Source organism: uncultured Dysosmobacter sp., from assembly GCF_947631635.1.
Classification (GTDB): domain Bacteria; phylum Bacillota; class Clostridia; order Oscillospirales; family Oscillospiraceae; genus Oscillibacter.
Genome location: NZ_CANRMB010000030.1, coordinates 22,805 through 45,762 on the forward strand (window position 1 = coordinate 22,805; position 22,958 = coordinate 45,762).

General features: G+C 60.8%; 21 protein-coding genes. 8 read left to right on the forward strand and 13 right to left on the reverse strand.

Annotated features, from left to right (window positions below; translation table 11 throughout):
* Window positions 1-6: 6 nt before the first annotated feature.
* Both alaS and Q0Z71_RS13645 read right to left on the reverse strand, forming a co-directional pair.
* On the reverse strand, window positions 7-2,649 hold the full coding sequence (gene alaS / locus Q0Z71_RS13640) for an alanine--tRNA ligase (protein ID WP_298023846.1): 2,643 nt from the start codon (window positions 2,647-2,649) through the stop codon (window positions 7-9).
* 578 nt (window positions 2,650-3,227) lie between these two features.
* Window positions 3,228-3,674: a hypothetical protein gene (locus Q0Z71_RS13645; RefSeq protein ID WP_298023849.1), complete on the reverse strand. Its 447-nt coding sequence runs from the start codon at window positions 3,672-3,674 to the stop codon at window positions 3,228-3,230.
* A 118-nt stretch (window positions 3,675-3,792) separates the two neighbouring features.
* On the opposite strand from Q0Z71_RS13645, the gene Q0Z71_RS13650 reads away from it, so the two are divergent.
* Window positions 3,793-4,323 carry a DUF5662 family protein gene (locus Q0Z71_RS13650; RefSeq protein ID WP_298023853.1) on the forward strand — a complete coding sequence of 177 codons (531 nt, stop codon included), beginning with the start codon at window positions 3,793-3,795 and terminating at the stop codon, window positions 4,321-4,323.
* Window positions 4,324-4,371: 48 nt separating this feature from the next.
* Here the strand turns inward: Q0Z71_RS13650 and Q0Z71_RS13655 are convergent, their stop codons facing one another.
* The 6 genes from Q0Z71_RS13655 to mltG all read right to left on the reverse strand — a co-directional run bounded on the left by Q0Z71_RS13655 (window position 4,372) and on the right by mltG (window position 11,204).
* Window positions 4,372-5,190 (reverse strand): helix-turn-helix domain-containing protein, encoded by an 819-nt coding sequence (locus Q0Z71_RS13655; RefSeq protein WP_298023856.1) that lies wholly within the window; start codon window positions 5,188-5,190, stop codon window positions 4,372-4,374.
* 135 nt (window positions 5,191-5,325) lie between these two features.
* Entirely contained in the window at window positions 5,326-6,798 is a 1,473-nt protein-coding gene (locus tag Q0Z71_RS13660; protein WP_298023860.1) for a hypothetical protein, read from the reverse strand.
* The gene (locus tag Q0Z71_RS13665) at window positions 6,799-7,323 is read right to left on the reverse strand and encodes an RNA polymerase sigma factor (protein WP_298023863.1); all 525 of its coding nucleotides are present in this window, start codon (window positions 7,321-7,323) and stop codon (window positions 6,799-6,801) included.
* 101 nt (window positions 7,324-7,424) lie between these two features.
* On the reverse strand, window positions 7,425-8,822 hold the full coding sequence (locus Q0Z71_RS13670) for an NAD(P)/FAD-dependent oxidoreductase (RefSeq protein WP_298023866.1): 1,398 nt from the start codon (window positions 8,820-8,822) through the stop codon (window positions 7,425-7,427).
* Window positions 8,823-8,833: 11 nt separating this feature from the next.
* Entirely contained in the window at window positions 8,834-10,048 is a 1,215-nt protein-coding gene (locus Q0Z71_RS13675) for a U32 family peptidase (RefSeq protein ID WP_298023868.1), read from the reverse strand.
* 4 nt (window positions 10,049-10,052) lie between these two features.
* Window positions 10,053-11,204 carry an endolytic transglycosylase MltG gene (gene mltG, locus Q0Z71_RS13680; protein ID WP_298023871.1) on the reverse strand — a complete coding sequence of 384 codons (1,152 nt, stop codon included), beginning with the start codon at window positions 11,202-11,204 and terminating at the stop codon, window positions 10,053-10,055.
* Window positions 11,205-11,346: 142 nt separating this feature from the next.
* Here mltG and Q0Z71_RS13685 point away from each other — a divergent pair, with 142 nt between their 5' ends.
* Window positions 11,347-11,520, forward strand: coding sequence for a hypothetical protein (locus tag Q0Z71_RS13685; protein WP_298023874.1), 174 nt, complete (start codon window positions 11,347-11,349; stop codon window positions 11,518-11,520).
* 60 nt (window positions 11,521-11,580) lie between these two features.
* Here the strand turns inward: Q0Z71_RS13685 and Q0Z71_RS13690 are convergent, their stop codons facing one another.
* The 3 genes from Q0Z71_RS13690 to Q0Z71_RS13700 all read right to left on the reverse strand — a co-directional run bounded on the left by Q0Z71_RS13690 (window position 11,581) and on the right by Q0Z71_RS13700 (window position 14,076).
* A complete protein-coding gene (locus tag Q0Z71_RS13690) occupies window positions 11,581-12,246 on the reverse strand; it encodes a thymidylate kinase (protein ID WP_298023877.1) in 666 nt (221 codons plus the stop codon).
* Window positions 12,243-12,962: a WecB/TagA/CpsF family glycosyltransferase gene (locus tag Q0Z71_RS13695; RefSeq protein WP_298023880.1), complete on the reverse strand. Its 720-nt coding sequence runs from the start codon at window positions 12,960-12,962 to the stop codon at window positions 12,243-12,245. Before Q0Z71_RS13695 ends, Q0Z71_RS13690 begins: the two co-directional genes overlap by 4 nt.
* 190 nt (window positions 12,963-13,152) lie before the next feature.
* Window positions 13,153-14,076, reverse strand: coding sequence for a DMT family transporter (locus Q0Z71_RS13700; RefSeq protein ID WP_298023883.1), 924 nt, complete (start codon window positions 14,074-14,076; stop codon window positions 13,153-13,155).
* Window positions 14,077-14,160: 84 nt separating this feature from the next.
* Between Q0Z71_RS13700 and Q0Z71_RS13705 the strand changes: the two genes are divergently transcribed.
* From Q0Z71_RS13705 to Q0Z71_RS13720, 4 genes are all read left to right on the forward strand, one after another.
* On the forward strand, window positions 14,161-14,778 hold the full coding sequence (locus Q0Z71_RS13705) for a DNA-3-methyladenine glycosylase (RefSeq protein ID WP_298023886.1): 618 nt from the start codon (window positions 14,161-14,163) through the stop codon (window positions 14,776-14,778).
* A 2-nt stretch (window positions 14,779-14,780) separates the two neighbouring features.
* A complete protein-coding gene (locus Q0Z71_RS13710; protein ID WP_298023889.1) occupies window positions 14,781-15,434 on the forward strand; it encodes an HAD family phosphatase in 654 nt (217 codons plus the stop codon).
* A gap of 1 nt (window position 15,435) precedes the next feature.
* On the forward strand, window positions 15,436-16,047 hold the full coding sequence (locus tag Q0Z71_RS13715) for a pentapeptide repeat-containing protein (protein ID WP_298023891.1): 612 nt from the start codon (window positions 15,436-15,438) through the stop codon (window positions 16,045-16,047).
* Between the two features lie 101 nt (window positions 16,048-16,148).
* Window positions 16,149-16,658, forward strand: a complete 510-nt coding sequence (locus tag Q0Z71_RS13720; protein WP_298023893.1) for a helix-turn-helix domain-containing protein — start codon at window positions 16,149-16,151, stop codon at window positions 16,656-16,658.
* Window positions 16,659-16,678: 20 nt separating this feature from the next.
* On the opposite strand, the gene Q0Z71_RS13725 is transcribed toward Q0Z71_RS13720, so the two are convergent.
* A complete protein-coding gene (locus Q0Z71_RS13725) occupies window positions 16,679-19,207 on the reverse strand; it encodes an ATP-dependent helicase (protein WP_298023897.1) in 2,529 nt (842 codons plus the stop codon).
* 208 nt (window positions 19,208-19,415) lie between these two features.
* Between Q0Z71_RS13725 and Q0Z71_RS13730 the strand changes: the two genes are divergently transcribed.
* Window positions 19,416-20,294 (forward strand): MBL fold metallo-hydrolase, encoded by an 879-nt coding sequence (locus tag Q0Z71_RS13730; protein WP_298023901.1) that lies wholly within the window; start codon window positions 19,416-19,418, stop codon window positions 20,292-20,294.
* Between the two features lie 647 nt (window positions 20,295-20,941).
* The gene (locus Q0Z71_RS13735; protein WP_298023904.1) at window positions 20,942-21,367 is read left to right on the forward strand and encodes a rhodanese-like domain-containing protein; all 426 of its coding nucleotides are present in this window, start codon (window positions 20,942-20,944) and stop codon (window positions 21,365-21,367) included.
* 45 nt (window positions 21,368-21,412) lie between these two features.
* On the opposite strand, the gene Q0Z71_RS13740 is transcribed toward Q0Z71_RS13735, so the two are convergent.
* Entirely contained in the window at window positions 21,413-22,873 is a 1,461-nt protein-coding gene (locus tag Q0Z71_RS13740) for a hypothetical protein (protein ID WP_298023907.1), read from the reverse strand.
* Window positions 22,874-22,958 lie beyond the last annotated feature (85 nt).

Genomic DNA, 22,958 nt, shown 5'->3' on the forward strand with positions numbered 1-22,958 from the left:
CTCCTTTCAGCCCAGCTTGGAGGCCACGAAGTCGTCCACGCTGGCCAGGGCATCGTCCAGCTTCAAAAGGTCGCTGCCGCCGCCCATGGCGCTGTCGGGCTTGCCGCCGCCCTTGCCGCCGCAGATCGCGCAGACATTCTTCACCAAATCGCCGGCCTTGACGCCCTTCTTCACAGCCTCGGGACCGCAGACGGCCAGGAAAGTGATCTTCTCCCCGTTGGCGGAGGCCAGAACGGCCACCACGCCGGGCTCCTTGTCCCGCAGGAAGTCGCCCATCTGCCGCAGAGCGCCTGCGTCCATGCCGTTGCGGACAGCGGTGAGGACCTTCAGGCCGCCCAGCTCCTTGGCGGACATCAGGAACTGCCGGGCCTCGCCCAGAGACGCCTCGGCCTTGAACTTGTCCAGGGTGCGGCGCAGCTCCTTCATCTCGTTCATCTGCTGCTCAATGCGGCTCTCCAGCTCGCCGGGATTGGTTTTCAGCATCTGGGCCACATGGAACAGGACCTGCTGGTTGCGGTTGACAGTATCCAGCGTCTGCCTGCCCACAGTGGCCTCGATCCGGCGCACGCCGGAGGCCACGGAGGCCTCGCTCCTGATGCGGAAGGAACCGGCCTTGGCGGTGTTGTCCAAATGGGTGCCGCCGCAGAACTCCATGGAGAAGTCGCCCATCTCCACCACGCGGACCACCTCGCCGTACTTCTCGCCGAACATGGCGACAGCGCCCTTTTTCTTGGCCTCCTCAATGGGCAGGACCTCCGTCACCACAGGATAGCCCTCCAGGATGGCGTCGTTGACAAGGCTGTCGATCTCGCTAAGCTGCTCGGGGGTGATGGCCTCAAAGTGGGTGAAGTCGAAGCGCAGGCGGTCCGGCTCCACCAGAGAGCCGGCCTGGTGCACATGGTCGCCCAGGACCTTCTTCAGCGCGGCGTCCAGCAGGTGCGTGGCGCTGTGGGCACGCATGATGGCCTTGCGGCGCTCCACATCGATGGAGGCGTTCACGGCGCCGCCCACCTGGAACTGACCGGAGACCACCTTGCCGTAGTGCATGAATTTGCCGCCCTTGTTCTTCTGGACATTGGTGACCTCGAACCGGGCGTCCCCGGCGGTGATGACGCCGTGGTCGGCCACCTGGCCGCCCATCTCGGCGTAGAAGGGCGTCTGGTCCAGCACCAGGATGGCGTCGGCGCCGGAAACCACCTCGTCCCGCAGCTCGTCCTCCGCCACGATGGCCAGGATCTTGCCCGCGGCCTCATGGCGGTCATAGCCCACAAACTCGGTGGCGGGCATCTCGCTGCCGAACTCGATGCCGGCCCAGCCCAGGTCGCCCAGGGCCTCCCGGGCTTTCCGGGCGCGGACGCGCTGCTCCTCCATCTCCCGGTCAAAGCCCGCGCGGTCCAAGGTCATGCCCTCGTCCTCCACCATCTCGGCGGTCAGGTCGATGGGGAAACCGTAGGTGTCATACAGCTTGAAGGCGTCGGCGCCGGAGAACTCCGTCTCGCCCTTGGCCTTGTGGGCCGCCAGCAGGTCGGAGAAGATCCTCATGCCGCCGTCGATGGTCTTGGCGAAATTCTCCTCTTCCGTGCGGACTACCTTGGTGATATAGGTCTGCTTCTCCCGCAGGTCGGGATAGGCCACCTCATTTTCGTGGATGACGGTGTCCACCACCTCAAACAGGAAGGGCTTGTTCACGCCCAGGAGCTTGCCGTGGCGGGCCGCCCGGCGCAGCAGGCGGCGCAGCACGTAGCCCCGGCCCTCGTTGGAGGGCAGGATGCCGTCGCAGATCATCATGACGGAGGAGCGGATGTGGTCGGTGATGACGCGCAGGCTGACGTCGGTCTTCTGGCTCTCGCCGTAATGGGCGCCGGTGATCTCGCTGACCTTGTGGGTGATGTTCATCACGGTGTCCACATCGAACAGGGAGTTCACATTCTGGCACACGCAGGCCAGGCGCTCCAGGCCCATGCCGGTGTCGATGTTCTTGTTCTTCATCTCGGTGTAGTGGTCCTCACCGTCGTTGACGAACTGGGAGAACACGTTGTTCCACACCTCAATATAGCGGTCGCAGTCGCAGCCCACCGTGCAGCTGGGCTTGCCGCAGCCGTGTTCCTCGCCGCGGTCATAGTAGACCTCGGAGCAGGGACCGCAGGGACCGGCGCCGTGCTCCCAGAAGTTGTCGGCCTTGCCGAAGCGGAAAATGCGCTCGGCGGGGATGCCGATGTCCTTGTTCCAGATCTCAAAGGCCTCGTCATCGTCCAGATAGATGGAGGGATACAGGCGGTCCTCCTCCAGGCCCACCACCTTGGTCAGGAACTCCCAGCAGAAGGGGATGGCCTCCTTCTTGAAGTAATCGCCGAAGGAGAAGTTGCCCAGCATCTCAAAATAGGTGCCGTGGCGGTCGGTCTTGCCGATGTTCTCGATGTCGCCGGTGCGGATGCACTTCTGGCAGGTGGTGACGCGGTCCCGGGGAGGCTCCTCCTCCCGGGTGAACCAGGTTTTCATGGGCGCCATGCCGGAGTTGATCAGCAGCAGGCTCTTGTCATTGGCAGGGGGGATCAGGGAAAAGCTGGGCAGACGCAGGTGGCCCTTGCTCTCGAAGTAGCTGAGGAACATCTCACGAAGTTCGTTCAGCCCGTAATAGGGATGTGCCATAGTGTTTCTTCCTCCAATTGATATAGTATGATCTTCTGTATGGATTTCCGTTTTTAAAGCGGCGCCGTCATAAAAAAACGCCCCTGACATACGTCAGGGGCGGATAGATCGATCCACGGTACCACCCTGATCTGTCCCCAAGGGGACATCTCATGTCATCCGGTAACGGGGATAGGCCGTTCCGCTCCTCGCGGACTGCTCCAAAGTGGCTGCTTCGCGGCGTGGGCAAGGGGCTCTCACCGTCTCCCCTCTCGCTTGGGACCGTTTCGTAAAGCTGGCTTTGTCATGGCGTTTTGCCTGATTGAACGAAAATATTATATCGTTTTTATGAGCTTTGTCAAGACGGATCCTGCTGATTTTCCAGCTTTTTCTCCAATTTCTTCGCCTGCTGCCGCGCATGCTCCTCCCGCATGAGGACGCATTCCCCCGCAGCCGCGCATTTCCCGCAGCCGGCACAACGGAAGGGCGGCTTCTCTCCCCGGTACAGGAAGCTCCAAAACCAGCCGACAACACCTAAAAACAGGACCACGACCACCCACGCAAACCAATCCGTAACGCTTCCTCCCTTTTGGAAGAGCCTACCATGAAAAGTGCGCGTCTGTCAGTGGCATCTGCAACAGCCGCAGTCCCAGCAGCGGCAGCAGCGCCTCCGCAGGTCCCGGCAGGCCGGGCAGGGGAAATTCCTGCGGCTCCACCAGACCTCCGTCCGGCCGGACCAGCGTCCGCTGGATGCACAGGACCGGCTCCGTCAGGCTGGAGAGCGTCAGGCTGTCCCGGGGCGACAGGCCATAGGAGATGACAGCCTCCGCCTGGAGCCGCGCCAAAAGCCCCGGCGGGCAGTCCCCGGGCACCAGCAGCGTCCGGCAGCTCACCGCCTCCCCGCTCAAACGGCGGCAGCCATCCCGCGTCAGCGCCAGCAGGTCCCAGCTCTGGTCTGAAAGCTCCGCGGCTTTCCGCAGCCGCCTGACCCCGATTGGCAAAAGCCCTTCCCATGTCTCCGGACAGTCAAAGATCCCGCTCTCCACCCGATCACCTCCCGGCTAGTTTTGCCCCAGCCCCGCATTCCATGCAAAATTTCCTCGTCTTTTTTGCGGGAATGTGATATACTCTGGTCAATAGATCTTGACATTGAGGTGACAGGCGTTGCACTTTTGGGACCATTTGAAAACCGTGAATCGCCACCGGGCGCTGGTGCGGAAATATTGCTTCCGCCTGGGCCTTTACTGGCAGGGACTGACCCACGACCTGTCCAAATATTCCCCTGCGGAGTTCTGGGCCGGCGTGAAGTATTTTCAGGGTGACCACAGCCCCAACGACGCCCAGCGGAAGGCCTTCGGATACAGCGCATCCTGGATGCACCACAAGGGCCGCAACCGCCATCACTTTGAATATTGGACGGACTACGGCGCCAGCGGCGAGGGCATCGTGGGTGTGGAGATGCCGGAAAAATACGTGGCGGAGATGTTCTGCGACCGGCTGGCCGCCAGCAAGGTATACCGGGGAAAGGATTTCGCCCCCGGAGACCCCTACAAGTTCTTTCTGCGGGGCAGGGACAAGAGGCTCTTGCTCCACCCCAACACCGCCGCCCTTTTGGAAACGATCCTGCTGAAGCTGCGGGACGAGGGCGAGGACGCAGCCTTTGACTACGTAAAGCACCAGGTCCTGCATAAGTAGACGGACAGCCGCCGGTTTCCCAGCGGCTGTCCGTTTTTACCGGGCGGTCTATTGGAGGTTGCCGCCCATCCAGCTCAGCAGCCGCACCAGCGGCTTCCAGAGATTGGGATGGTGTGTCAGAAGAAATGTTTCCACCTCTCCCCTGCTCAGGCCGTTTCCCCACAGCAGGACATGGGGTGCGTCGGCCTCGCAGCCCACCGCCATACCAGCGGAAGCTGCTGCCATCCCCACGGCGATCTCGCTCCCCACTGCGCAGACGCCCCCGGCGTATACGCCTATGGCGCAGACGCCCATGGCCAGATATCCCATAGCGCAGACACCAAAGGCCAGAGGTCCTGCGGCCACCGCGCCCAGGGCCAGCAGGCCCAAGGCAACGCATCCAAAGCTGACCAGGCCCACGCTGACGAGTCCCAGAGCCACCACACCTACGGCGGTGTTGCCAATGGCGATAACGCCCCGGGCCACATCCTCCTTTGCCATCCGGTGGCCCCGGACAAACCCCACCCTGACAGACACCAGGGGCAGTCCAAAGAGCCGGGTCCTGCTGTCATAGGCATAGACGCTTCCCTTGACGCACCGGGTCAGGTCGTCCACCTTCTGTTCCAGTCTGGCGGAGGCTGTTTCCCAGTCCCCGCCAGCGGCCGTCTCCGCCGGGTCCTCCGGCCCCTCCAGGTAGTCCTTCACCAGGTAGTCCACACTGACGCCGAACATCTCCGACAAGGAAATCAGCTTTACAAGCTCAGGCATCACCGCGCCGCTCTCCCATTTGCTGACGGACTGCCGGGTGACCCCCAGCCGGTCCGCCAGCTGCTCCTGGGAGATCCCTTCCCGGCGGCGGAGCGTGATCAGCTTTTCTGAAAATTCCATGGTACGCAGTTCTCACTTTCTCCTTTGATGGTCTCATGGTACGCCATCCGGCTGAAAAAGGCAAGAACGTATGGAGTGGAAGTTTGTCAACCCCAGGTTGCAGGCATTGGGCCGCAGGAGATACGGCGTTTTCGGTCAATTTTCGGTGTACAGCAGCTCCTCCGGAACACGGAACGCCCGACCCCAGGTGCCGCCGTTTTCATCCTTGTAAACGGCAAGTATACAGGTCTCGTCAGCGTGGCTCCAATAGGATACTCTGGCATACCCGTCCTCCGCGAAGGTCAGATAATCAATCCCAAAGCGCACTTCGCCGTAAGGAGCTTCTTGATAGACAAATTCGTCCGTGACCGGCTCGTTGTGGATCATCTCGCAGTCGGACAGGGAGAGGGTTCTGAGATAGCACTCATCCCGTTGCTGCTGAAACTCAGTTAATTCCTCGCCGCTGTCCGGTTTGGACGCAGCGGTCAAGCCGGTGTCGGTTTTTCTGAGTTCTGTCTCTTTTCCCGTCTCCGGCTGGGCAGCTGGCTCACTCTCTCCTGCTTGTCCCCCGTCGGCAGGCAGGTCGTAGAACGCCGGCTCGTCGCTGATGACAGGGACATTTTTATCCACCCTGGCCGCCTCCTGGCCGTTCAGCGGGATCTCCATATTCCCCAAGTAGAGGGATACCGCCTGCGCAAGGTCCACGGGCTTTGCAAAGGAGGCTGTGGCGGTCTCATTGCCGCCCGGATGGCCCAGGATCATTTGGCCGGGCGCAGGCTCCACAAGGCTTCCGTCCTTCATTTTCAGCGCCGTGTAGATGACCGGCTCATTCGTGCCGTCAAAGCGGTACTGCCACCAGAGGCCCAGAGGCGAAACGCTGACGGCATCCAGGGTAAAGGTTCCATGCTCCGTCTCCACGGCCACGCCCTCCACCTTGGGCTCCAGCACCTGCTTTCCGGTGATGTCCTCCGGCAGGGGGATGTTCCACTCCCCTTCAAGGATCCATTCATCCTCGCCCCGGTCCTTCCACAGGCTGAGGCCCCTGACCTCCAGGGTCCCACCGCCCAGGTCGCAGGAGGAGGTGACCTCGTAAACGCCGGTCAGCACATTGGGGGCCTCCATGCCCGCCTCCAGCACTGTGAAGCGGCTGGTATAGGAAGCCATCTCCGTCACTTCCCTGGGCCTTGCGGAAGCCATAAGGTCATAACGGCCCTTCTCTGTTGAAAAGACGACTCCTTCCGGCACCCGGATCTCCAGCGTGATATAGAGCTGATTGCCGGAGCCCAGGATGCTGATGGGCGTGATGGTCACGCCGCCGCCCTCCGCCGCCGGGGGCAGGCCGTCTCCGATGGTCTGCATGGCATCCACCACCGCCTGCTGCTGTTCGTCCAGGCCGCCGAAGTAGCGCATCCACAGCGGTGCGGTGGCTGCCGCGGCCGCCGTCACCAGCAGCACCGCCGCCAGGAGCACCACCGCGCCCCTGCGGCCCCAGTTCTTTCTCCGGCCGGACCGCCCGGCCGGCTCCTCCGCCGCTGTCTGGGCCGCCATCAGCTGCTCCACCAGCGCCGCCCGGCCCGCGTCTGTGTAGCGGACCTCCTGCAGCTCCTGTTGATATGTGGTCTTATCCATCTACACGACCTCCTCCAGCATTGTTTTCAGTTTGGCTTTCCCCCGGTAGAGATAGGTGCTGACCTGTTGGACCCTGCACCCCATCAGAGCGGCGATCTCCTCCACGCTGTATTCCTCGTAATACCGCAGATACACAGCCTGCCGGTAGTTCTCCGGCAGGGCCTGAACCGCCCGCAGCACCGGACTGTCCTCCAGCTCCGGCATGTGCACCGCCGGCTCCGGGGCGTCCTCCAGCGGCACCCGCCGCCGGTTCCAGGCGGACTTCTTCCAGTCCTTGCAGCAATTGACGGCCACCCGCACCACCCAGGCCCGCTCCTGCTCCGGCTCCAGGAAGCGCTGGGGCGAGGTCAGCAGCTTCAGCAGCGCGGTCTGGCTGATGTCCTGGGCGTCCTGGAGCTCGCCCGTCCAGGTGTAGCCGATGCGCAGCACCGTGTCCGACCAGCGGGCCACCAGCTCCTCGGCCTCCTGCCGGGAATATGTGATCTCTTTCGTACTATCATCCCCTTCTTGATCGGCGCCTTTCACTGAGAAAACGAATTCAGAACCGGAAATCTGGCATCTGATGAAAAATTTTTGTCAATCAGGATGTGAAAAAGCCGCCGGGAAATTCCCGGCGGCTTTCGCTTTTAACCTTCTTCGGCGATCTTTCGTCCCATGAGGACGCCCATCACGGAGGCCATCATCAGTCCCCGGGTCCAGCCGGAGCTGTCGCCCAGGCAGTGGAGGCCCTGGAGGCTGGTGTTGAAGTCGGTGTCCATCTTCACCCGGTTGGAGTAGAACTTCAGCTCGGGAGAGTACAGCAGCGTCTCGTAGGCGGCAAAGCCCGGCACCACATAGTCCAGCGCCTTGATGAAGCCGATGATGTTGATCATGGCCCGGTAGGGCATAGCGGCTGTGATGTCGCCCGCCACCACGTCCGGCAGGGTGGGCTTGATGTTGGACTGGGCCAGCTCCTTCTGCCAGGTCCGCTTGCCGTCCAGAATGTCGCCGAACCGCTGGACCAGGATGTGGCCGTTGCCCAGCATGTTGGTCAGCTCGCCCACCTTCTGGGCGTAGGCGATGGGCTGGTTGAAGGGCACGCTGAAGTTGTGGGAGCAGAGGATGGAGAGGTTGGTGTTGTCGCTCTTGAACTCCTTATAGGAGTGGCCGTTGACCACCGCCAGATTGTTGTCGTAGTTCTCCTGGCTGACAAAGCCGCCTGGGTTCTGGCAGAAGGTGCGGACCTTATTTTTAAAGGGCTGGGGATAGCCCACCAGCTTGGACTCGTACAGCACCCGGTTCACCGTCTCCATGATCTCATTGCGGACCTCCACCCGGACGCCGATGTCCACGGTGCCGGGGGCGTGGGCGATGTTGTGCTCGGCGCACAGCTTTTCCAGCCAGTCGGCGCCCCGGCGGCCGGTGGCCACCACGGTGTGCTTGGCGTATATCTCCAGGTCGGTCTTGCCGTTGGAGATGGAGACGCCCCTGCAAACGTCGTTCTCCAGGATCAGGTTGCTGCACTCATAGCCAAAGTACATCTTCACACCGTTTTCCTGGAGGTACTTTTCGATGGCCAGATAGATCCCCTGGGCCTTTTCCGTGCCCATGTGGCGGATGGGGCAGTCCACCAGCTTCAAACCAGCCTGGATGGCCCGCCTGCGGATCTCCTTCCGCTCCTCCTCATGGCCCAGGCCCTCGATATGGGTGTCCGCGCCGAATTCCAGATAGATCTGGTCGGCGTAGTTGATGGTCTCCTGTGCCACGTCCTCCCCGATCAGCGTAGGCAGGTCGCCGCCCACCTCATAGCTGAGGGACAGCTTGCCGTCTGAAAAAGCGCCTGCGCCAGAAAAACCGGTGGTGATATGGCAGTAGGGCTTGCAGTTCACGCACTTGCGGGTCTTGTCCTTGGGGCAGTGGCGGTTCTCCACGGCCTGTCCCTTCTCCACCATGATGATCTTCTGCTTGCTGCCCTTTTTGATCATTTCCAGGGCGGTAAAAATACCGGCGGGGCCGGCGCCGACAATCACGACGTCTGCATTCATAATATCTCTCCTTATTTAGCTGATAGTTCCACCGCGTGGCGCACCAGTGTAAAGGGCGGCACCGCTTTCGGCAATTTCATATGGAAAACCATTTGCGGGGTCCTGGGTTCGTCCAAAAGCTGTCCCTCCTGGTCCGTCATCTCCGGGACCGTCATGGCAAAGGGACGTAGATCCGGTCCCACCAGTTCCACCGTGTCTCCCGTGCGGAATTTGTTTCGAAGAGACAAGGTGGCGTTTCCCGCTTCGTCGCAGTCTGTGACAAGGGCAATCACCTGCCACTCCCTGATATACCTGGAATTGGCGTAATACTGTCCCGGCGGACCGTAATAGAAGCCCGTGGCGTAGGGCCGGTGGCTGACATGCTCCACCTCATCCCGCCAAACGGGGTCGATGGGCTCTCCCGCCAGCGCCGCATCCAGACCGTGGCGGTAGGCCCCGGTGACGATGGCCGCGTAATAGGCGGACTTGGCCCGGCCCTCGATCTTCAGGCTGGACAGGCCCGCGTCGATCAGGTCGTCCAGATGGTCGATCATGCACATATCCCGGGAGTTCATGATGTATGTACCCTGCTGGTCCTCCTCAATGGGGAAATACTCCCCGGGGCGTTTCTCCTCCATCAGGGCGTACCGATACCGGCAGGGCTGGGCGCAGGCGCCCCGGCTGGAATCCCGCCCGGTCATATAGTTGCTCAGCAGGCACCGCCCGGAATAGCTGACGCACATGGCGCCGTGGACGAATGCCTCGATCTCCAGCTCCCAGGGCGACTTCTCCCGGATGGTCCGGATCTCCTCCAGACTCAGCTCCCGGGCCAGAATGACCCGGGACGCGCCCTGGCCGTACCAGGCCCGGGCGGTCTCATAGTTGCAGACGCTGGCCTGGGTGGAGATGTGCCGCCTGCATTTGGGCGCGTACTTTCCAGCCAGGTTAAAGGCCCCCAGGTCCGCCACGATCACCGCGTCCACACCGGCGTCGTTCAGCAGCTCCAGATGCTCCGGCAGGCGGGCGACCTCGTCGTTCCGGGGCATGGTGTTGATGGTGCAGTAGGCCTTGACACCGTGGCTGTGGGCAAAGCCCACAGCCTCCCGCAGCTTCTCCGGGGTGAAGTTTCCGACAAAGGCGCGCATCCCGAAGGTGGTGCCCGCCAGATACACCGCATCGGCGCCGTACAGCACCGCCATCCGCAGGCGCTCCATGTCCCCTGCCGGGGCCAGGAGTTCCGGTCTCATATGCTTATCCTCCATATTCAGAACTGTTGACAAAGTTGTTGTGCTCTTTCAGGGTAGCGGAGAAGTGGTGCTTGCCGTCCTTGCCCAGGGCGTAATAGTAATAATTGCTCTCCTCCGGCTCCAGTGCCGCTTCAATGGCGGCCAGGCCGGGGTTGGCGATGGGCGTAGGGGGCAGACCCGCGTACTTGTACAGATTATAGGGCGAATCCACCGCCTTGTCCTCGTTGGTGATGGCCCCTGTATGCCCCGGCAGGGCGTACAGCAGCGCCGCGTCGATCTGAAGCAGGCCGTAGGTGCCGCCCTTGTCTCCAGCGCCCTCCAGACGGTTGTAGATCACAGAGGCGATCAGGCCCTGGTCCGTGCCGTCCGTCTCCTTTTCGATCAGGGAGGCGATGGTCATGATCTTTTTCAGGTCATATCCCCGGGCCTCCGCCTCGGTCAGCAGCTCGTCGTCCAGGCGGCTGTTGAGGGTGGAGATCATCTTGTCCAGCGCCGCGCCGGGCTTTTTCGTGTTGGCGTAGAACTCATAGGTGTCTGGGAACAGATACCCCTCCAGACGGCTGATGTCCTGGGAGCTGTTGTCGATAAAGGAGTAGTCGAACTTGTAGGTCTTGGCGGCTTCCAGCAGCGCCTCCTCCGTGCTGACGCCCTTTTCCGCCAGCAGGTGGATGGTCTGGGCCACGGTGTAGCCCTCCGGGATGGTGACGCGCACGGTCTCCGCGTTCATGTTGCCGGAGGTACTCCGCATCCCCACCACCAGGGCGTGGTAGTCCATGTCGGTGTTCAGGGTATAGGTGCCCATGCCGATCTTTTCGTCAGCGTTGGAGATGCCGGCATACAGCTTGAAGAACCATTTGTATTTGATCAGTCCCGCGTCCTGCAGCTTTTCGGCCACGGTGCTCACGGTGTCCTCCGCCGTCACCTCTACGGTAACATTGGTGATGCTCCCCCGGTTGAAGGCGCAGAGGTCCGTGATCAGCAGCCAGCCCACACCGGCCAGAATCGCAGACGTCAGCACCACCAGCAGCAGATACAGCAGCGGGTTCATGTGCCGCCGCTTCTTCCGGCGGCGGGCCGCCGGATGCCGGCCGGTCCCGCTGCGGCGGACCTGCTCCGTATCCCAACTGGCGGTATCTCCCTTTTTGTAATCAGCCATTGAAACCTCCATACTCCCCGTCCCTTTTCGTGTTGGACGGTCCAAATTTTCCTTACTTCCTGTCCTTTTTGGTTTTTTTCAAATGGTCAGGCTCCAAAGCGGTGCCCCGACGCATAGAATGTCTCAAAGTGAGGTGACAATCATGTGCTTTAACAACGGAAACAACGACGGTTCCTGCCTGTGGCTCATCATCATCGTCATCCTGCTGGTCTGCTGCTGCGGCTGCGGCTCCAACGGCGGCAGCTGCGGGAACAACTGTGGATGCGGCTGTAACTGCGGCTGCAACAACAATAACGACGGGTGCAGCTGCTGCTGAGCCCTTCGGAGAAGTGGGACGCCATGCGTCCCGCTTTTTCCTCCGTAAAGTGGATAAGCCTTATAGCTCCTGTTTTACGATATTCACCACCTGCCGGTGGATATCCTCCGGCGTCCGGGGCCTGTCCCCGGCGGAGCAGTCCACCACCACCCAGCCGCAGTCCGCCACGATCTGCCGGGCGCTCTCCCGGCAGCGGCGCAGATAGGCGCTGTCCTGCTCGTGGATATCTGCCTTGGTGGATGTCTCCTGCTCCCGGTGCCGCATCATCTTTTCGGAGAGCTCCGTTGGCATGTCCAGATACAGCACCAGATCCGGCTTGGGCAGGCCCAGGCGGTGATACTCCAGGTCGAACAGCCAGTCCAAAAACTCCTGCCGCTCTCCGTCAGGCAGCTTGGACGCCTGATGGACGGCATTGGACGTGGTGTAGCGGTTGGCGATGATCACGCCGCCGCTCTCATAAAACGCGCCCCAGTCCTCCTTGTAAGAGGCCAGCCGGTCCACGGCGAAGAGGACCGATGAGGCGTAGGCGTTGACATCCCCCGCCTCCTTCCCCAGCGCGCCGTGGAGATACAGGTTCGCCGGCTCGGCAAAGGGATTCCCATACCGGGGAAAGTCGATCTCCTGATACGGGACGCCCCGGGCTTTCAGATATCGGCACATCATCCGGGCCTGGGTGGCCTTGCCGGAGCCGTCGGTCCCCTCAAATACAATCAGTTTTCCGCTCATTTCCGTCTCTTCTCCTGTTTCACATGTACCAAGAACAGCGGCAGCTTCATCATGCGGCCGATTCGCCTGGGCTCCTTGCACAGCCGGTAAAACCACTCCAAACCATGGTCGGACCAGAATTTTGGAGCGCGCTCCACCACACCGGCGAACACATCCAGGCTCCCGCCCAGACCGCACAGCAGACGGGCGCCGGTGGCGGGGCCGTTCTTCCTCATCCAAAGCTCCTGCTTCGGCGCGCCCAGGCACACGAACACCACATCCGCTCCGCTCTGCCGGATGGCCTCCGCCACGGGGGCGTCCTCTTTGAAATAGCCGTCGTGGGTGCCGGCGATGACCAGACCGGGGTACCGCTCCGCCAGGTTCTTTGCCGCCGCCTCCGCCACGCCGGGCTTGGCGCCCAGCAGATAGAGGGACAGCCCCTCCTCTGCCATTCTTTCCAGTAAATGGCCGGCAAATTCAATGCCCGGTGTTTTTTCCTTCAGCGGCGTGCCCAGCATGGCCGCGCCCTTGATGACGCCGATGCCGTCCGGCAGCACCAGATCCGCCTCGTTGACGGCGATTTTTGCCGCCAGATTCTCCCGGCAGACCTCCACGATCTCCGGATTCGGCGTCACCACATAGTGGGTGCCCTCCCCGTGGAGCAGCGCCAGAGCGCGGTCCACGGCCTCTGCCATCGTCACATTGTCGAATCCGACGCCCAAAACGTCAATACGCATGGAACCACCTCGCAACATACTCATACAGTTTTGCATTATATCATATAGGTCCGCCTTTGTCCAATCCCAAATAAGGCCCTTTCTTTTCAGCGGTTTTCCGCCGCTCCGGCAAATGGCCGGAAATGTGTATCAGCGCCAAAGGTGGAAGGAAACATGAAGCGGGGATGCCGATATGGCCTCCCCGCTTCCCTCACTCCTGTTCAACCGCGGCCCTTTCCCGCTTCCGGGGCTCCGGCAGCTGGGCCAGCACCACGGCTACCAGCATCAGCACACAGCCAAAATATTCCTTCCCGCTCATCTGGTCGTGAAGAATAATGGCCCCCGCCAGGGTGGCGAACACGGATTCCAGGCTCAGCAGCAGCGACACCACCGTGGGATTGGAGTCCTTCTGGGCCAAGATCTGCAGCGTATAGGCCACGCCGCTGGACAGGATGCCCACATACAGGATGGGGCCGATGCAGATGCGCAGCGCCTCCGCAGACGGCGTCTCCGTGGCCAGCATCCCGATGGAGGACAGCACCGTCACCACCAAAAACTGCGCGCAGGACAGCTCCACCCCGTCCACCTTCTGGGTAAAATAGTCGATGACCAGGATGTGGGCGGAGAAGGAGAACGCGCACAGCAGGATATAGAAGTCGCCGCTGGTGATGGCAAAGTCCTCGGTGATGCAGAGACAGTACAGGCCCGCCACCGCCAGGACCACACTGATCCAAATGGTCCTGGGCGCCTTCTTTTTCAGGAAGATCCCCACGATGGGCACGATCACGATATACAGCGCCGTGATGAATCCCGCCTTGCCGGAGGTGGTGGTCTCCAGCCCCTTCTGCTGGAGATTGGTGGCCACCGTCAGGGCCACGCCGCAGCAGATGCCGCCGACCAGGAGGTCTTTCCGGGAGCCGGACCGAACCTCCGCTCCGCCCGCTCCCCGCCTGCGCAGCGCGCGAAGCACGATGCACAGCACCAGCAGGAACAAAAAGGCCACCGCGGACCTGGCGGCATTGAAGGTAAAGGGTTCCACATAGTCGGCGCCCACGCTCTGGGCCACAAAGGCCGTGCCCCAGATCAGCGCGGCCAGCACCGGCAGCACATTTTGACGAATTCGATTGACTTTCATGGTACTTGCTCCAATTCCTATTCCGTGGTATACTTTGTGACATTCCATCACAACGAATTGATATTTTAGCACTGGGGTGAAAAAATGGCAAGGCTTTCCCGCGAATTCTACGCCGGCGGCACGGTGGAGACCGCCCAGAAGCTTCTGGGCAAATATCTGGTCCGAATGCTGGACGGCAAGCCTCTCGTCGGCCGCATCACAGAGACGGAGGCCTATATCGGACGCTGTGACAAGGCCTGTCATGCCTACAACTACCGGCGGACCGAACGCACCGCCGTTCTGTTCGGCCCGCCGGGTCACGCCTATATCTATTTTATCTACGGCATGTACCACTGTCTGAATTTCGTGACAGAAGCAGAGGGAGAACCCGCCGCCGTTCTGATCCGGGCGGTGGAGCCCACGGCGGGGATCGAGACCATCCGCCGCCTGCGGTTTGGGGACAGGCCCATGACCGCCTACCGGAGAAAAAATTTCATGAATGGCCCCGGCAAGGTCTGTCAGGGCTTTGCGCTGACAACCGCGGAAAACCGGCTGGACCTGACCGGCGATACCCTGTTCGTCTGCGACTCTCCGGCGGATATCGGGCTTCCCCGCCCCGATCTGCCGCGGGAACGGATGTGTGCAGGCCCCCGCGTCGGGGTGGATTATGCGGAGGAGGCCAGGGACTTCCCCTGGCGCTTCTGGCTGGAAAAGGAGGAGTAATCATGTTCTTATTCGATATGGACGGCACGCTCATCGACTCCAACGGCGTTTGGAAAGAGGTGGACCGGGAATTTCTGGCCCGGCGGGGCATGCCCTACACCCATGCCTATTACGAGGGCGTGGCCCACACCATCCTCCCTCTGGCCGCCCAGTTCACCAAGGACTTCTGCCATCTGGAGGAGTCCTGCGAGGACATCATCGCCGAGTGGATGGAGATGGCAAAGGACGCCTATGCCCACGTCACGGTAAAGCCCGGTGTCCGGGCCTATCTGAAGCAGTGCAAAGCCGAGGGGCGGCAGATGGCGGTGGTCACGTCCAGCGTGCCGGAGCACTGCCATACAGCGCTGAAGAAGCTGGATCTGGAAAAATATTTTGACCGCATCACCTTTGCCCAGCAGCTGGGATTGGAGAAGAAAAAGCCGGATGTGTGGCTGACGGCGGCCCGTGAAAACGGCGTCCGCCCTGAGGACTGCACCGTTTTTGACGACAGCCTTGCCGCCTGCCGGGGCGCCCGGGCCGCGAAAATGCGGGTGGTGGGCGTGTATGACGGCTTCTTCGCCCAGGATGAAAAGGAGATGCGGAGCTTCTGCGACGTGTATATCAAGAGCTTTGAGGAGCTTTTGTGGCTGCCGGAGCAGAAAGCGCGGCGGAAATAATATGGATCCCATGGAACAGGTCCTGCGCCAGCTCCGGGAGCAGGAGATCCCTTGCAGGGGCCGCCGCTTTTGCCGCGAGACGGTAAATGGGGCGGATATCTCTGAGCTTGAATTTCAGCAGACGTCTTTTCACGCCTGCCGATTTACGGACTGCGACTTTGAACGCGCCGGTTTTTACGACTGCGTTTTTGAGGACTGTCAGTTCATCCGCTGCCGCTTCCCCGTCAGCTACTGGAAAGACTGCCGCCTTCTCCGCTGCAAGGCCGACGGTGCGGACTTCCGCAGGAGCCGCTTCAAAGGGTGCGCGCTGGAGGAGATGCTCCTGCGCTATGGGAATCTCACAGGCAGCGTGTGGGAGAAGTGCGCTGTCACAGGCTGCAATCTTACAGAGGCCGCCATCTCCGAGGCCCGTATCCAGAAAACAGTCTTTGAAAAAGTGGACCTCACCGGCGCGGAGCTGTTCCGGACCAGTCTCAAGGGGATGGACCTGTCCTCCTGTACCCTGGACCGCGTCTCACTGTCGGAGACCTGCGCTGAATTAAAGGGGGCAAAAATCGACGCCAGCCAGGCCGACGTGGTGGCCCGGATATTGGGGATCGAGGTCTCGCCTTAAGGCAGGGCCGACGGAAAACAGGGCCGCAAAGATTCCTTGCTTGTATGCAAAGGCCCTTTGTGGTACGGTTTTTTCAGCTTGAGAAGAAGGAGCTGACGCTTATGTTTTCCAGAAAACCCAATATCGTCGGAGCATGTATTTTCAGGGAGCGCAAAAAGGCCGGCCTGTCCCAGGAGACTCTGGCGGAACAGCTCCATGTCACCCGGCAGACCATCTCCAATTGGGAGAGCGGCAGATCCCTGCCGGATATTGAGAGTTTGAAGGCGCTGGCCCAGGCGCTGAATGTTCCCATCGAGCGTCTGATCTACGATCAGCAGGCGGTACAGACGAAGCAGGCTCCCGATCCCCTTTTCTCCGCGATCTTCCAGGATCTCAGGAGGGATTTTGCTCTGGATATTTGGTGCCGCCGCCTTGGGATCTTTGTTTTGGTCTGGGGACTTTTCTCTGGGATCAGCGCAGCAAGCGGCGCCGTGCAGACCGGTGAAAACAGTGTCGGCTTTGGCTTTGATTGGTCAAGCGCCTTTTCCGTCTGGTATACCGCCGTCATCCGGGGCAGTCTCCTGCTGGGCATCTCCAAAATTTTGAATCTTTTAAAAAATCAGGAGCCGTGAAGATCTCACGGCTCCTTTTCTCATAGCTTTTTCATATGGCTCCCGGCAGATCTCAGCATCAGCTTCTTGGTACCCACATTGTCAAAGGCCACCTCCACCAGCGCGTCGCCGCCCATGGGACGAATGGACAGCACCATACCCTTTCCAAAGGCGGTGTGCTCCACCATATCCCCCTGGTTCAGCTGCATCATCGGTGCGGCAGGCGCGGCGTTCCGGCGCACCGACGCCAGCGGGCGCTGGGGCGCGGACTTCGCCTCCCGGTAGGTGTGGACGCTGCCGTTCTCCCGGGGGCCGCCGCTGGTGTAGATGCCGGTGGAGGGCCGGGCGGGCCGCTGGGAATAGCCGCCGGCACTGCCGCCAAAGCCGCCGTAGGATACGCCGCCCTCCCAGCGGTCTCCGCCGAAGGTGCTGTCCCCCTCCATGCCGCTGAAGCGGGGCTCCGGCTTGCTCTCCCAGCGCATGTTCTCCTCCGGGATCTCGTCCAGGAACCGGGAGGCCCGGTTGGCGCTGGTGCGGCCGTACAGCATCCGCTGGCGGCAGTTGGTCAGCGTCAGCTTTTCCTTGGCCCGGGTCATGGCCACATAGCAGAGGCGGCGCTCCTCCTCCAGCTCCTCCTCGTCGTATTGGGCGGAGCTGCCGGGGAAGATGCCCTCCTCCATGCCCACCACGTAGACCGTGGGGAATTCCAGACCCTTGGCGGAGTGGATGGTCATCATGGTGACGCAGTTGTCGCCGGCCTCCACGCTGTCCAGGTCCGTGTACAGGGCGATCTCATTGAGGAAGCCGGAGAGCGTGGCGTCCTCCGGGTCCTGCTCCAGAAAGCCCAGGATGTTGGATTTCAGCTCCTGGACGTTCTCGATGCGGCCCCGGCTCTCCATGTCGTTCTTTTCCTCCAGCGCCCGGACGTAGCCGGTCTGGTCGCACACGGCGTCGTAGAACTCCGGCAGGGCCAGCTCGGCTCCTCGGCGGCGCAGGCCGTCGATGAGATCCGCGAATTTCAGCAGCTTGGAGGCCGGACTTTTCAGCTCTGGAAACAGGTCCGCGTTGCGGATGATCTCATACAGCGAAGCGCCCTGGGCCTCTGCCAGCTGGGCCACCTTGTCCATGGTGGTGGCGCCGATGCCCCGGGCGGGGTTGTTGATGATGCGCCGCAGGCGCAGGTCGTCCAGGGGGTTGTTCAATACGCACAGATAGGCCAGCATGTCCTTGACCTCGGCCCGGTCGAAGAACTTCATGCCGCCCACCACCTTATAGGGGATGCCGTTGCGCTTCATGGCGTATTCCAGGGCGTTGGACTGGGCGTTCATGCGGTACAGCACGGCGGTGTCCCGGAAGTCCCGGCCCCGGTTGACCCCCATCATGATGTCCCCCACCACGTAGTTGGCCTCGTCGCTCTCGTTGAAGGTGGTCTTGACCGTCACCACGTCGCCGCTGCCGTTGTCCGTCCACAGCGTCTTGCCCTTGCGGCCCAGGTTGTTCCGGATGACCGCGTTGGCGGCGTCCAGGATGTTCTGGGTGGAGCGGTAGTTCTGCTCCAGGCGGATGACCCGGGCGTTTTTGTACTGTTTCTCAAAGTTCAGGATATTCTCGATATTGGCCCCCCGGAAGCGGTAGATGGACTGGTCGTCGTCGCCCACCACGCAGAGATTCCTCCGCCCGCCCGCCAGCAGGCTGGTCAGCAGGTATTGCAGGTGGTTGGTGTCCTGGTACTCGTCCACCAGCACATAGCGGAATTTGTCCTGATAATAGGCCAGCACCTCCGGCTCCTGCTGGAGCAGGGTGACGGTGTGGTAGATGATGTCGTCAAAGTCCAACGCGTTGGCGGCCCGGAGCTTTTGGGCGTAGGCCGCATAGACCTTGGCGATGCGGGACAGCTTCCAGTCATTGGCGTTCTCCGCCCGCCGGGCGAAATCCGCCGGGCTCTCATACTTGTCCTTGGAACTGCTGATGATGGAGAGGATGCTCTTGGGCTGGAAGGTCTTTTCGTCCAGGTTCTTCTCCTTCAAAATGTCCTTGATGACCCGCTTGGAGTCGTCGGTGTCGTAAATGGTGAAGTCCTTGTCAAAGCCGATGCGGTCGATATCCCGCCGCAGGATGCGGACACAGGCGGAGTGGAAGGTGGAGGCCCAGACGTCGTTGGCCTGGGGCCCCAAGCGGGCCGCCAGACGGTCCTTCAGCTCCCCCGCCGCCTTGTTGGTAAAGGTGATGGCGATGATCTCCCAGGGGCGGGGCACATCCACGGCGCAAAGGCGGCGGGCGCGGTTTTTCTCCAGCTCATCCGGCTGCTCCGGATAGCCCTCCAAAAAGGCCAGATCGTCCTCCGTGGCCCAGCCGGGCACAAAGTCGGAGTCGCTGCCCCGGCCATAGGTCAACAGGTTATACACCCGCTGGATGAGCACCGTGGTCTTGCCGGAACCGGCGCCCGCCAGCAGGAGGAGCGGCCCCTCCGTGGTCATGGCGGCCTGCCGCTGCATGGGGTTCAGCCGCCGGAAGTCCCGGGCGATAACGGCCCGCCGGGCGGCGATGTATCGGGAATCGAAGTCAGTCATATGTTCACCAATTTTCTCTAGTCTTGTGGTTTATTTTAAGGCAAAAGGAAGGGCAGGTCAAGAGGCGGCGCCCATGGGCCACGAAATCTCCCGCCCAGCCCTTCAAAGGGTTCTTTCGTCTTAGACCCCTGGATACGGCCTGCATTTTTCGCTGAAAATTGCCATTCCTGTTCTTCTGTGATATAGTAGCCGAAAGGAGGCATGTCCCATGTACGAACTCAACCAGGCGGCGCCGCGCACCTATTACATCCAATGCCCCGCCAAAATGGGCATTTGGAAGCTGAACGATATTGATGTGGTCCTGATCGACAGCGGCAACGATAAGGACGCGGGCCGGAAGGTGCAGAAGCTCCTGGACGCCCAGGGCTGGCGCCTCGCCTGCATCCTCAACACCCACGCCAACGCCGATCACAACGGCGGCAACGCCCTGCTCCAGCAGCGGCTGGGCGCGCCTGCCCTCGCCCCGGGCATCGACGCCGCCATCACCTCCCACCCCATCCTGGAACCGGCGTTTCTCTACGGCGGCTATCCCTGCAAGGCCTTGCGGAACAAGTTCCTGCTGGCCCAGCCCAGCAAATGCGATCCCCTGACCGAGGAAAACCTGCCGGAGGGCTTGGAAATGCTTCCCCTCCCCGGCCACTTCTTCGACATGTGCGGCTTCAGGACCGCGGACGGCGTGTGGTTCCTGGCGGACTGCCTGTCCGGCGCCAATATCGTGGAGAAATACCATGTGAATTTTATCTACGATGTGGCGGCCTATCTGGACACGCTGGACAAGGTCTGCCGGCTGGACGGCGATCTGTTCATCCCCGCCCACGCGGAGCCGGTGGAGGACATCCGCCCCCTGGCGGAGCTGAACCGGGCCAAGGTGCTGGAGATCTGCGGCCTGATCCTGGAAGTTTGCCGGGAGCCGCTCTGCTCTGAGGATATCCTGCAAAAGGTCTTCCAGTACTATCAGCTGACGATGGACTTCAACCAGTATGTGCTGGTGGGCAGCACCATCCGGTCCTACCTCTCCTACCTGTTGGATAAGGGACAGCTCTCGGCGGAATTTGCGGACGGCAAACTGCTCTGGCGCGCGGTCTGACGGGTTCAATCAGCTCCCTTTTACCTTTGGTGTTGCTACCGCTCTATTTCCCAAAGTTCCTGTCAAAATAACCAAATAGGGCAACTACTCTCCATGAATAGCTGCCCTATAAACAGGAATCTGTTGAATTATTGTGTGCGCTTATAAATATGTCCCTCCCATTCCCATTGACAATAAAGATATTCATCGTTTCCTTTAATCGAATAGACACGAAATTTTGTTTCACCACTTGTCACTATGCCAATAAAAGAACCTTTATCGGTTCCGTTGACGGGTGCATCATAAGTTATCTCATAACATTCTTCCCCTATGGATAGATACTCCCACTCTGCTCCATGAATTGTTCCAACTACTGGGGCACCAAATGTCTGCTCGTATATATACAGGATTGTTATACTGAATAAAATGATAACGATGCCACAGCAAAGGAATATTTTCTTTTTTATATAACCACCTCATTTACAATTCCCGATTTGCCATCCTGAGTATAGCATAATCAATGTTGAATTTCAATCTACTGTTGGTGAAATCGACGGAGTTTAACACCGGCAACACTTAAGGTAAAAGGGAGTCAATCAGCCGCCTCTTCCCTTTTTCCGCCATTTGGGATATACTGTGTGCAAGAATCTATAAACGGAGGATCTTTCATGAAGCAGTTCTTTCTTTTAGCCGCCGTCATCTGCTTCGGCGTGGCGCTGCTGAAATTTTATACCAGCCGGATGACGCCGAATTCCGCCGGCACGGAGGCGACCGGGAGGGATGGCGGCTCCCGCCTTCTGTCCCCGGAGGAGGCCAAAGCCCGGCTGGACGCAAATGAAGCCGCCATCCTGCTGGATGTGCGGACCCAGGAGGAATTCGACGGGGGACACATCCCCGGCGCCGTGTGCCTGCCCAATGAGCTGATCACAGCGGACATGCCTGTGGCCTTTGACAAAGACGCGGAGATCCTGGTCTACTGCCGCTCCGGCCGCCGCAGCGCCGAGGCCGCCCAGAAGCTGACGGATATGGGCTATACCAATGTGGCCGACTTCGGCGGCATTTTGGACTGGCCCTATGAAACTACGACAGAGTGACAGGAAAGCGTACCTGAAATCAGGTACGCTTTCCTCTTATCCCCTTCACCGGATCGGCTCCTCTGGAAGCAGCTTCCTCCAGAGATATTGGAAATCCGCGGTGCGCAGGAGGCCGCTGTCCCCGCAGTCCCTCGCGGCCCGCAGGTCCTCCCGTGCGCGCTCGTCGTCCCCTGTCCAGTGCAGGCGGTATGCCCGGCTCACCAGATAGACCCCGAGATTGGCCGGGTCCAGCTCCATCAGCCGGGAGATATCCTGAATATGGCGCAGGCAGCGGTTTTTTGTGGCCGCGGTGGGGCATCTGGCCCGGAGTATCAGGATGTTGTCCGGCTCCAGCTCCAGAGCGGCGGTCAGGTTTCGGTCCGCCTCCAGATTGTTTCGCAGTCTTTTAAAGCAATGCGCCCGCAGGACATACAGCCTCCAGTCGGCTCCCGCTTTCAAATGTTCTCCGCACAATTCAACGGCCCGGCGGACATCCCCTACATCCAGCAGGTCAAAGACATCCTGATACCGTCCCTCGCAGATCTCATATGCGCGGGTAAGGGCGTTGTCCGTCTCCAGCAGGTCCGTGGCCTCTGACCCATGGGAGACCGAAGCTGTGGGGTCTGTCTGCTCCGCGCCTCTGGGGCTTGGCGCGTTCTGCGTCTTGGCACGCGGCTGTTCAGCGGCGGGCTGACTGCCGTCCAATGCCCGGATCATCCCTTCCATGACGGATTCCCTGTGTCCGCAGGCCTGACAGGTGTAAGTCCCGCAATAAAACGCCAGGCTTTTCTCCTCTTTCCAGTTTCCCAAGAGGCGCAGGACGCTGCCGAGCCAAAGATATGTATCCGTATAGGTCTTTCGGTCCCATCGCCGGAACCAGGTCCTGGCCGACTTGATTTTTTTCCGCTGTTTTGCGTCGGAAAGCTCCAGGTCCTCATCCAGAAAGCCGCATTGCCCGCACTGGACAAAGCAGGTGTCCCAGCCGCTCATGAGCAGGGCAAAGGCCGCTCTCCGGTCTCCCAGCAGTCCCAGAAGGCCGGTGCAAAACAGGGTGCGGGCGGCCTCGTCCAGCTGCCGCAGGTCCTCCGTTCTTTGAAACAGAAGCTTTTTTGCCCTCTCTCCAAGGACCGCGATACTCTCCTGATAGCTGTCCCGGATCTCCTGCGGCACAGCTTCCCCGTGGTGGTTCCAGGGGACGTCCGTGGCCAGACAGACGCCCATCTCTGATAAGATCAGCACCTGCCACCGGAAGTCCCCCGCCGCCTCTTTTTCTTCCAGCAGCTTTGCCATATACGGCAGGACCAGATAGATGGCGCTGTAAAAGCTCATTTGATGGGAAAGTCCCTCACACAGATTGTCGAAGGCGATCCGGTAGTCGTCCTTCTCCTCCGTGTCCAGCCGCCGCAGCTTCTGTTGGGGCGGGGGCGCCGTTGTTCCATCCATCAAAACCTCCACTTCCCGCCTGACACTGCCATATGCGCCCCGGTACGCCTCCCACAGGGCGGATGAAAACTCTGTCAACCGCATGACTTGACCTCGGGAGTGTCCAAACACGCAGTTAAAGGAAGTCAAAGAGAGAAAATGGCACAGCAATCCCTGGATGTTTGGAGCG

Coding starts and splice junctions, on each gene's coding strand:
- alaS (WP_298023846.1), bottom strand. CDS start 2,649: ATGGCACATCCCTATTACGGGCTGAACGAACTTCGTGAGATGTTCCTC.
- Q0Z71_RS13655 (WP_298023856.1), bottom strand. CDS start 5,190: ATGGAATTTTCAGAAAAGCTGATCACGCTCCGCCGCCGGGAAGGGATC.
- Q0Z71_RS13660 (WP_298023860.1), bottom strand. CDS start 6,798: ATGGATAAGACCACATATCAACAGGAGCTGCAGGAGGTCCGCTACACA.
- Q0Z71_RS13670 (WP_298023866.1), bottom strand. CDS start 8,822: ATGAATGCAGACGTCGTGATTGTCGGCGCCGGCCCCGCCGGTATTTTT.
- Q0Z71_RS13675 (WP_298023868.1), bottom strand. CDS start 10,048: ATGAGACCGGAACTCCTGGCCCCGGCAGGGGACATGGAGCGCCTGCGG.
- mltG (WP_298023871.1), bottom strand. CDS start 11,204: ATGGCTGATTACAAAAAGGGAGATACCGCCAGTTGGGATACGGAGCAG.
- Q0Z71_RS13685 (WP_298023874.1), top strand. CDS start 11,347: ATGTGCTTTAACAACGGAAACAACGACGGTTCCTGCCTGTGGCTCATC.
- Q0Z71_RS13690 (WP_298023877.1), bottom strand. CDS start 12,246: ATGAGCGGAAAACTGATTGTATTTGAGGGGACCGACGGCTCCGGCAAG.
- Q0Z71_RS13695 (WP_298023880.1), bottom strand. CDS start 12,962: ATGCGTATTGACGTTTTGGGCGTCGGATTCGACAATGTGACGATGGCA.
- Q0Z71_RS13700 (WP_298023883.1), bottom strand. CDS start 14,076: ATGAAAGTCAATCGAATTCGTCAAAATGTGCTGCCGGTGCTGGCCGCG.
- Q0Z71_RS13705 (WP_298023886.1), top strand. CDS start 14,161: ATGGCAAGGCTTTCCCGCGAATTCTACGCCGGCGGCACGGTGGAGACC.
- Q0Z71_RS13710 (WP_298023889.1), top strand. CDS start 14,781: ATGTTCTTATTCGATATGGACGGCACGCTCATCGACTCCAACGGCGTT.
- Q0Z71_RS13715 (WP_298023891.1), top strand. CDS start 15,436: ATGGATCCCATGGAACAGGTCCTGCGCCAGCTCCGGGAGCAGGAGATC.
- Q0Z71_RS13720 (WP_298023893.1), top strand. CDS start 16,149: ATGTTTTCCAGAAAACCCAATATCGTCGGAGCATGTATTTTCAGGGAG.
- Q0Z71_RS13725 (WP_298023897.1), bottom strand. CDS start 19,207: ATGACTGACTTCGATTCCCGATACATCGCCGCCCGGCGGGCCGTTATC.
- Q0Z71_RS13730 (WP_298023901.1), top strand. CDS start 19,416: ATGTACGAACTCAACCAGGCGGCGCCGCGCACCTATTACATCCAATGC.
- Q0Z71_RS13735 (WP_298023904.1), top strand. CDS start 20,942: ATGAAGCAGTTCTTTCTTTTAGCCGCCGTCATCTGCTTCGGCGTGGCG.
- Q0Z71_RS13740 (WP_298023907.1), bottom strand. CDS start 22,873: ATGCGGTTGACAGAGTTTTCATCCGCCCTGTGGGAGGCGTACCGGGGC.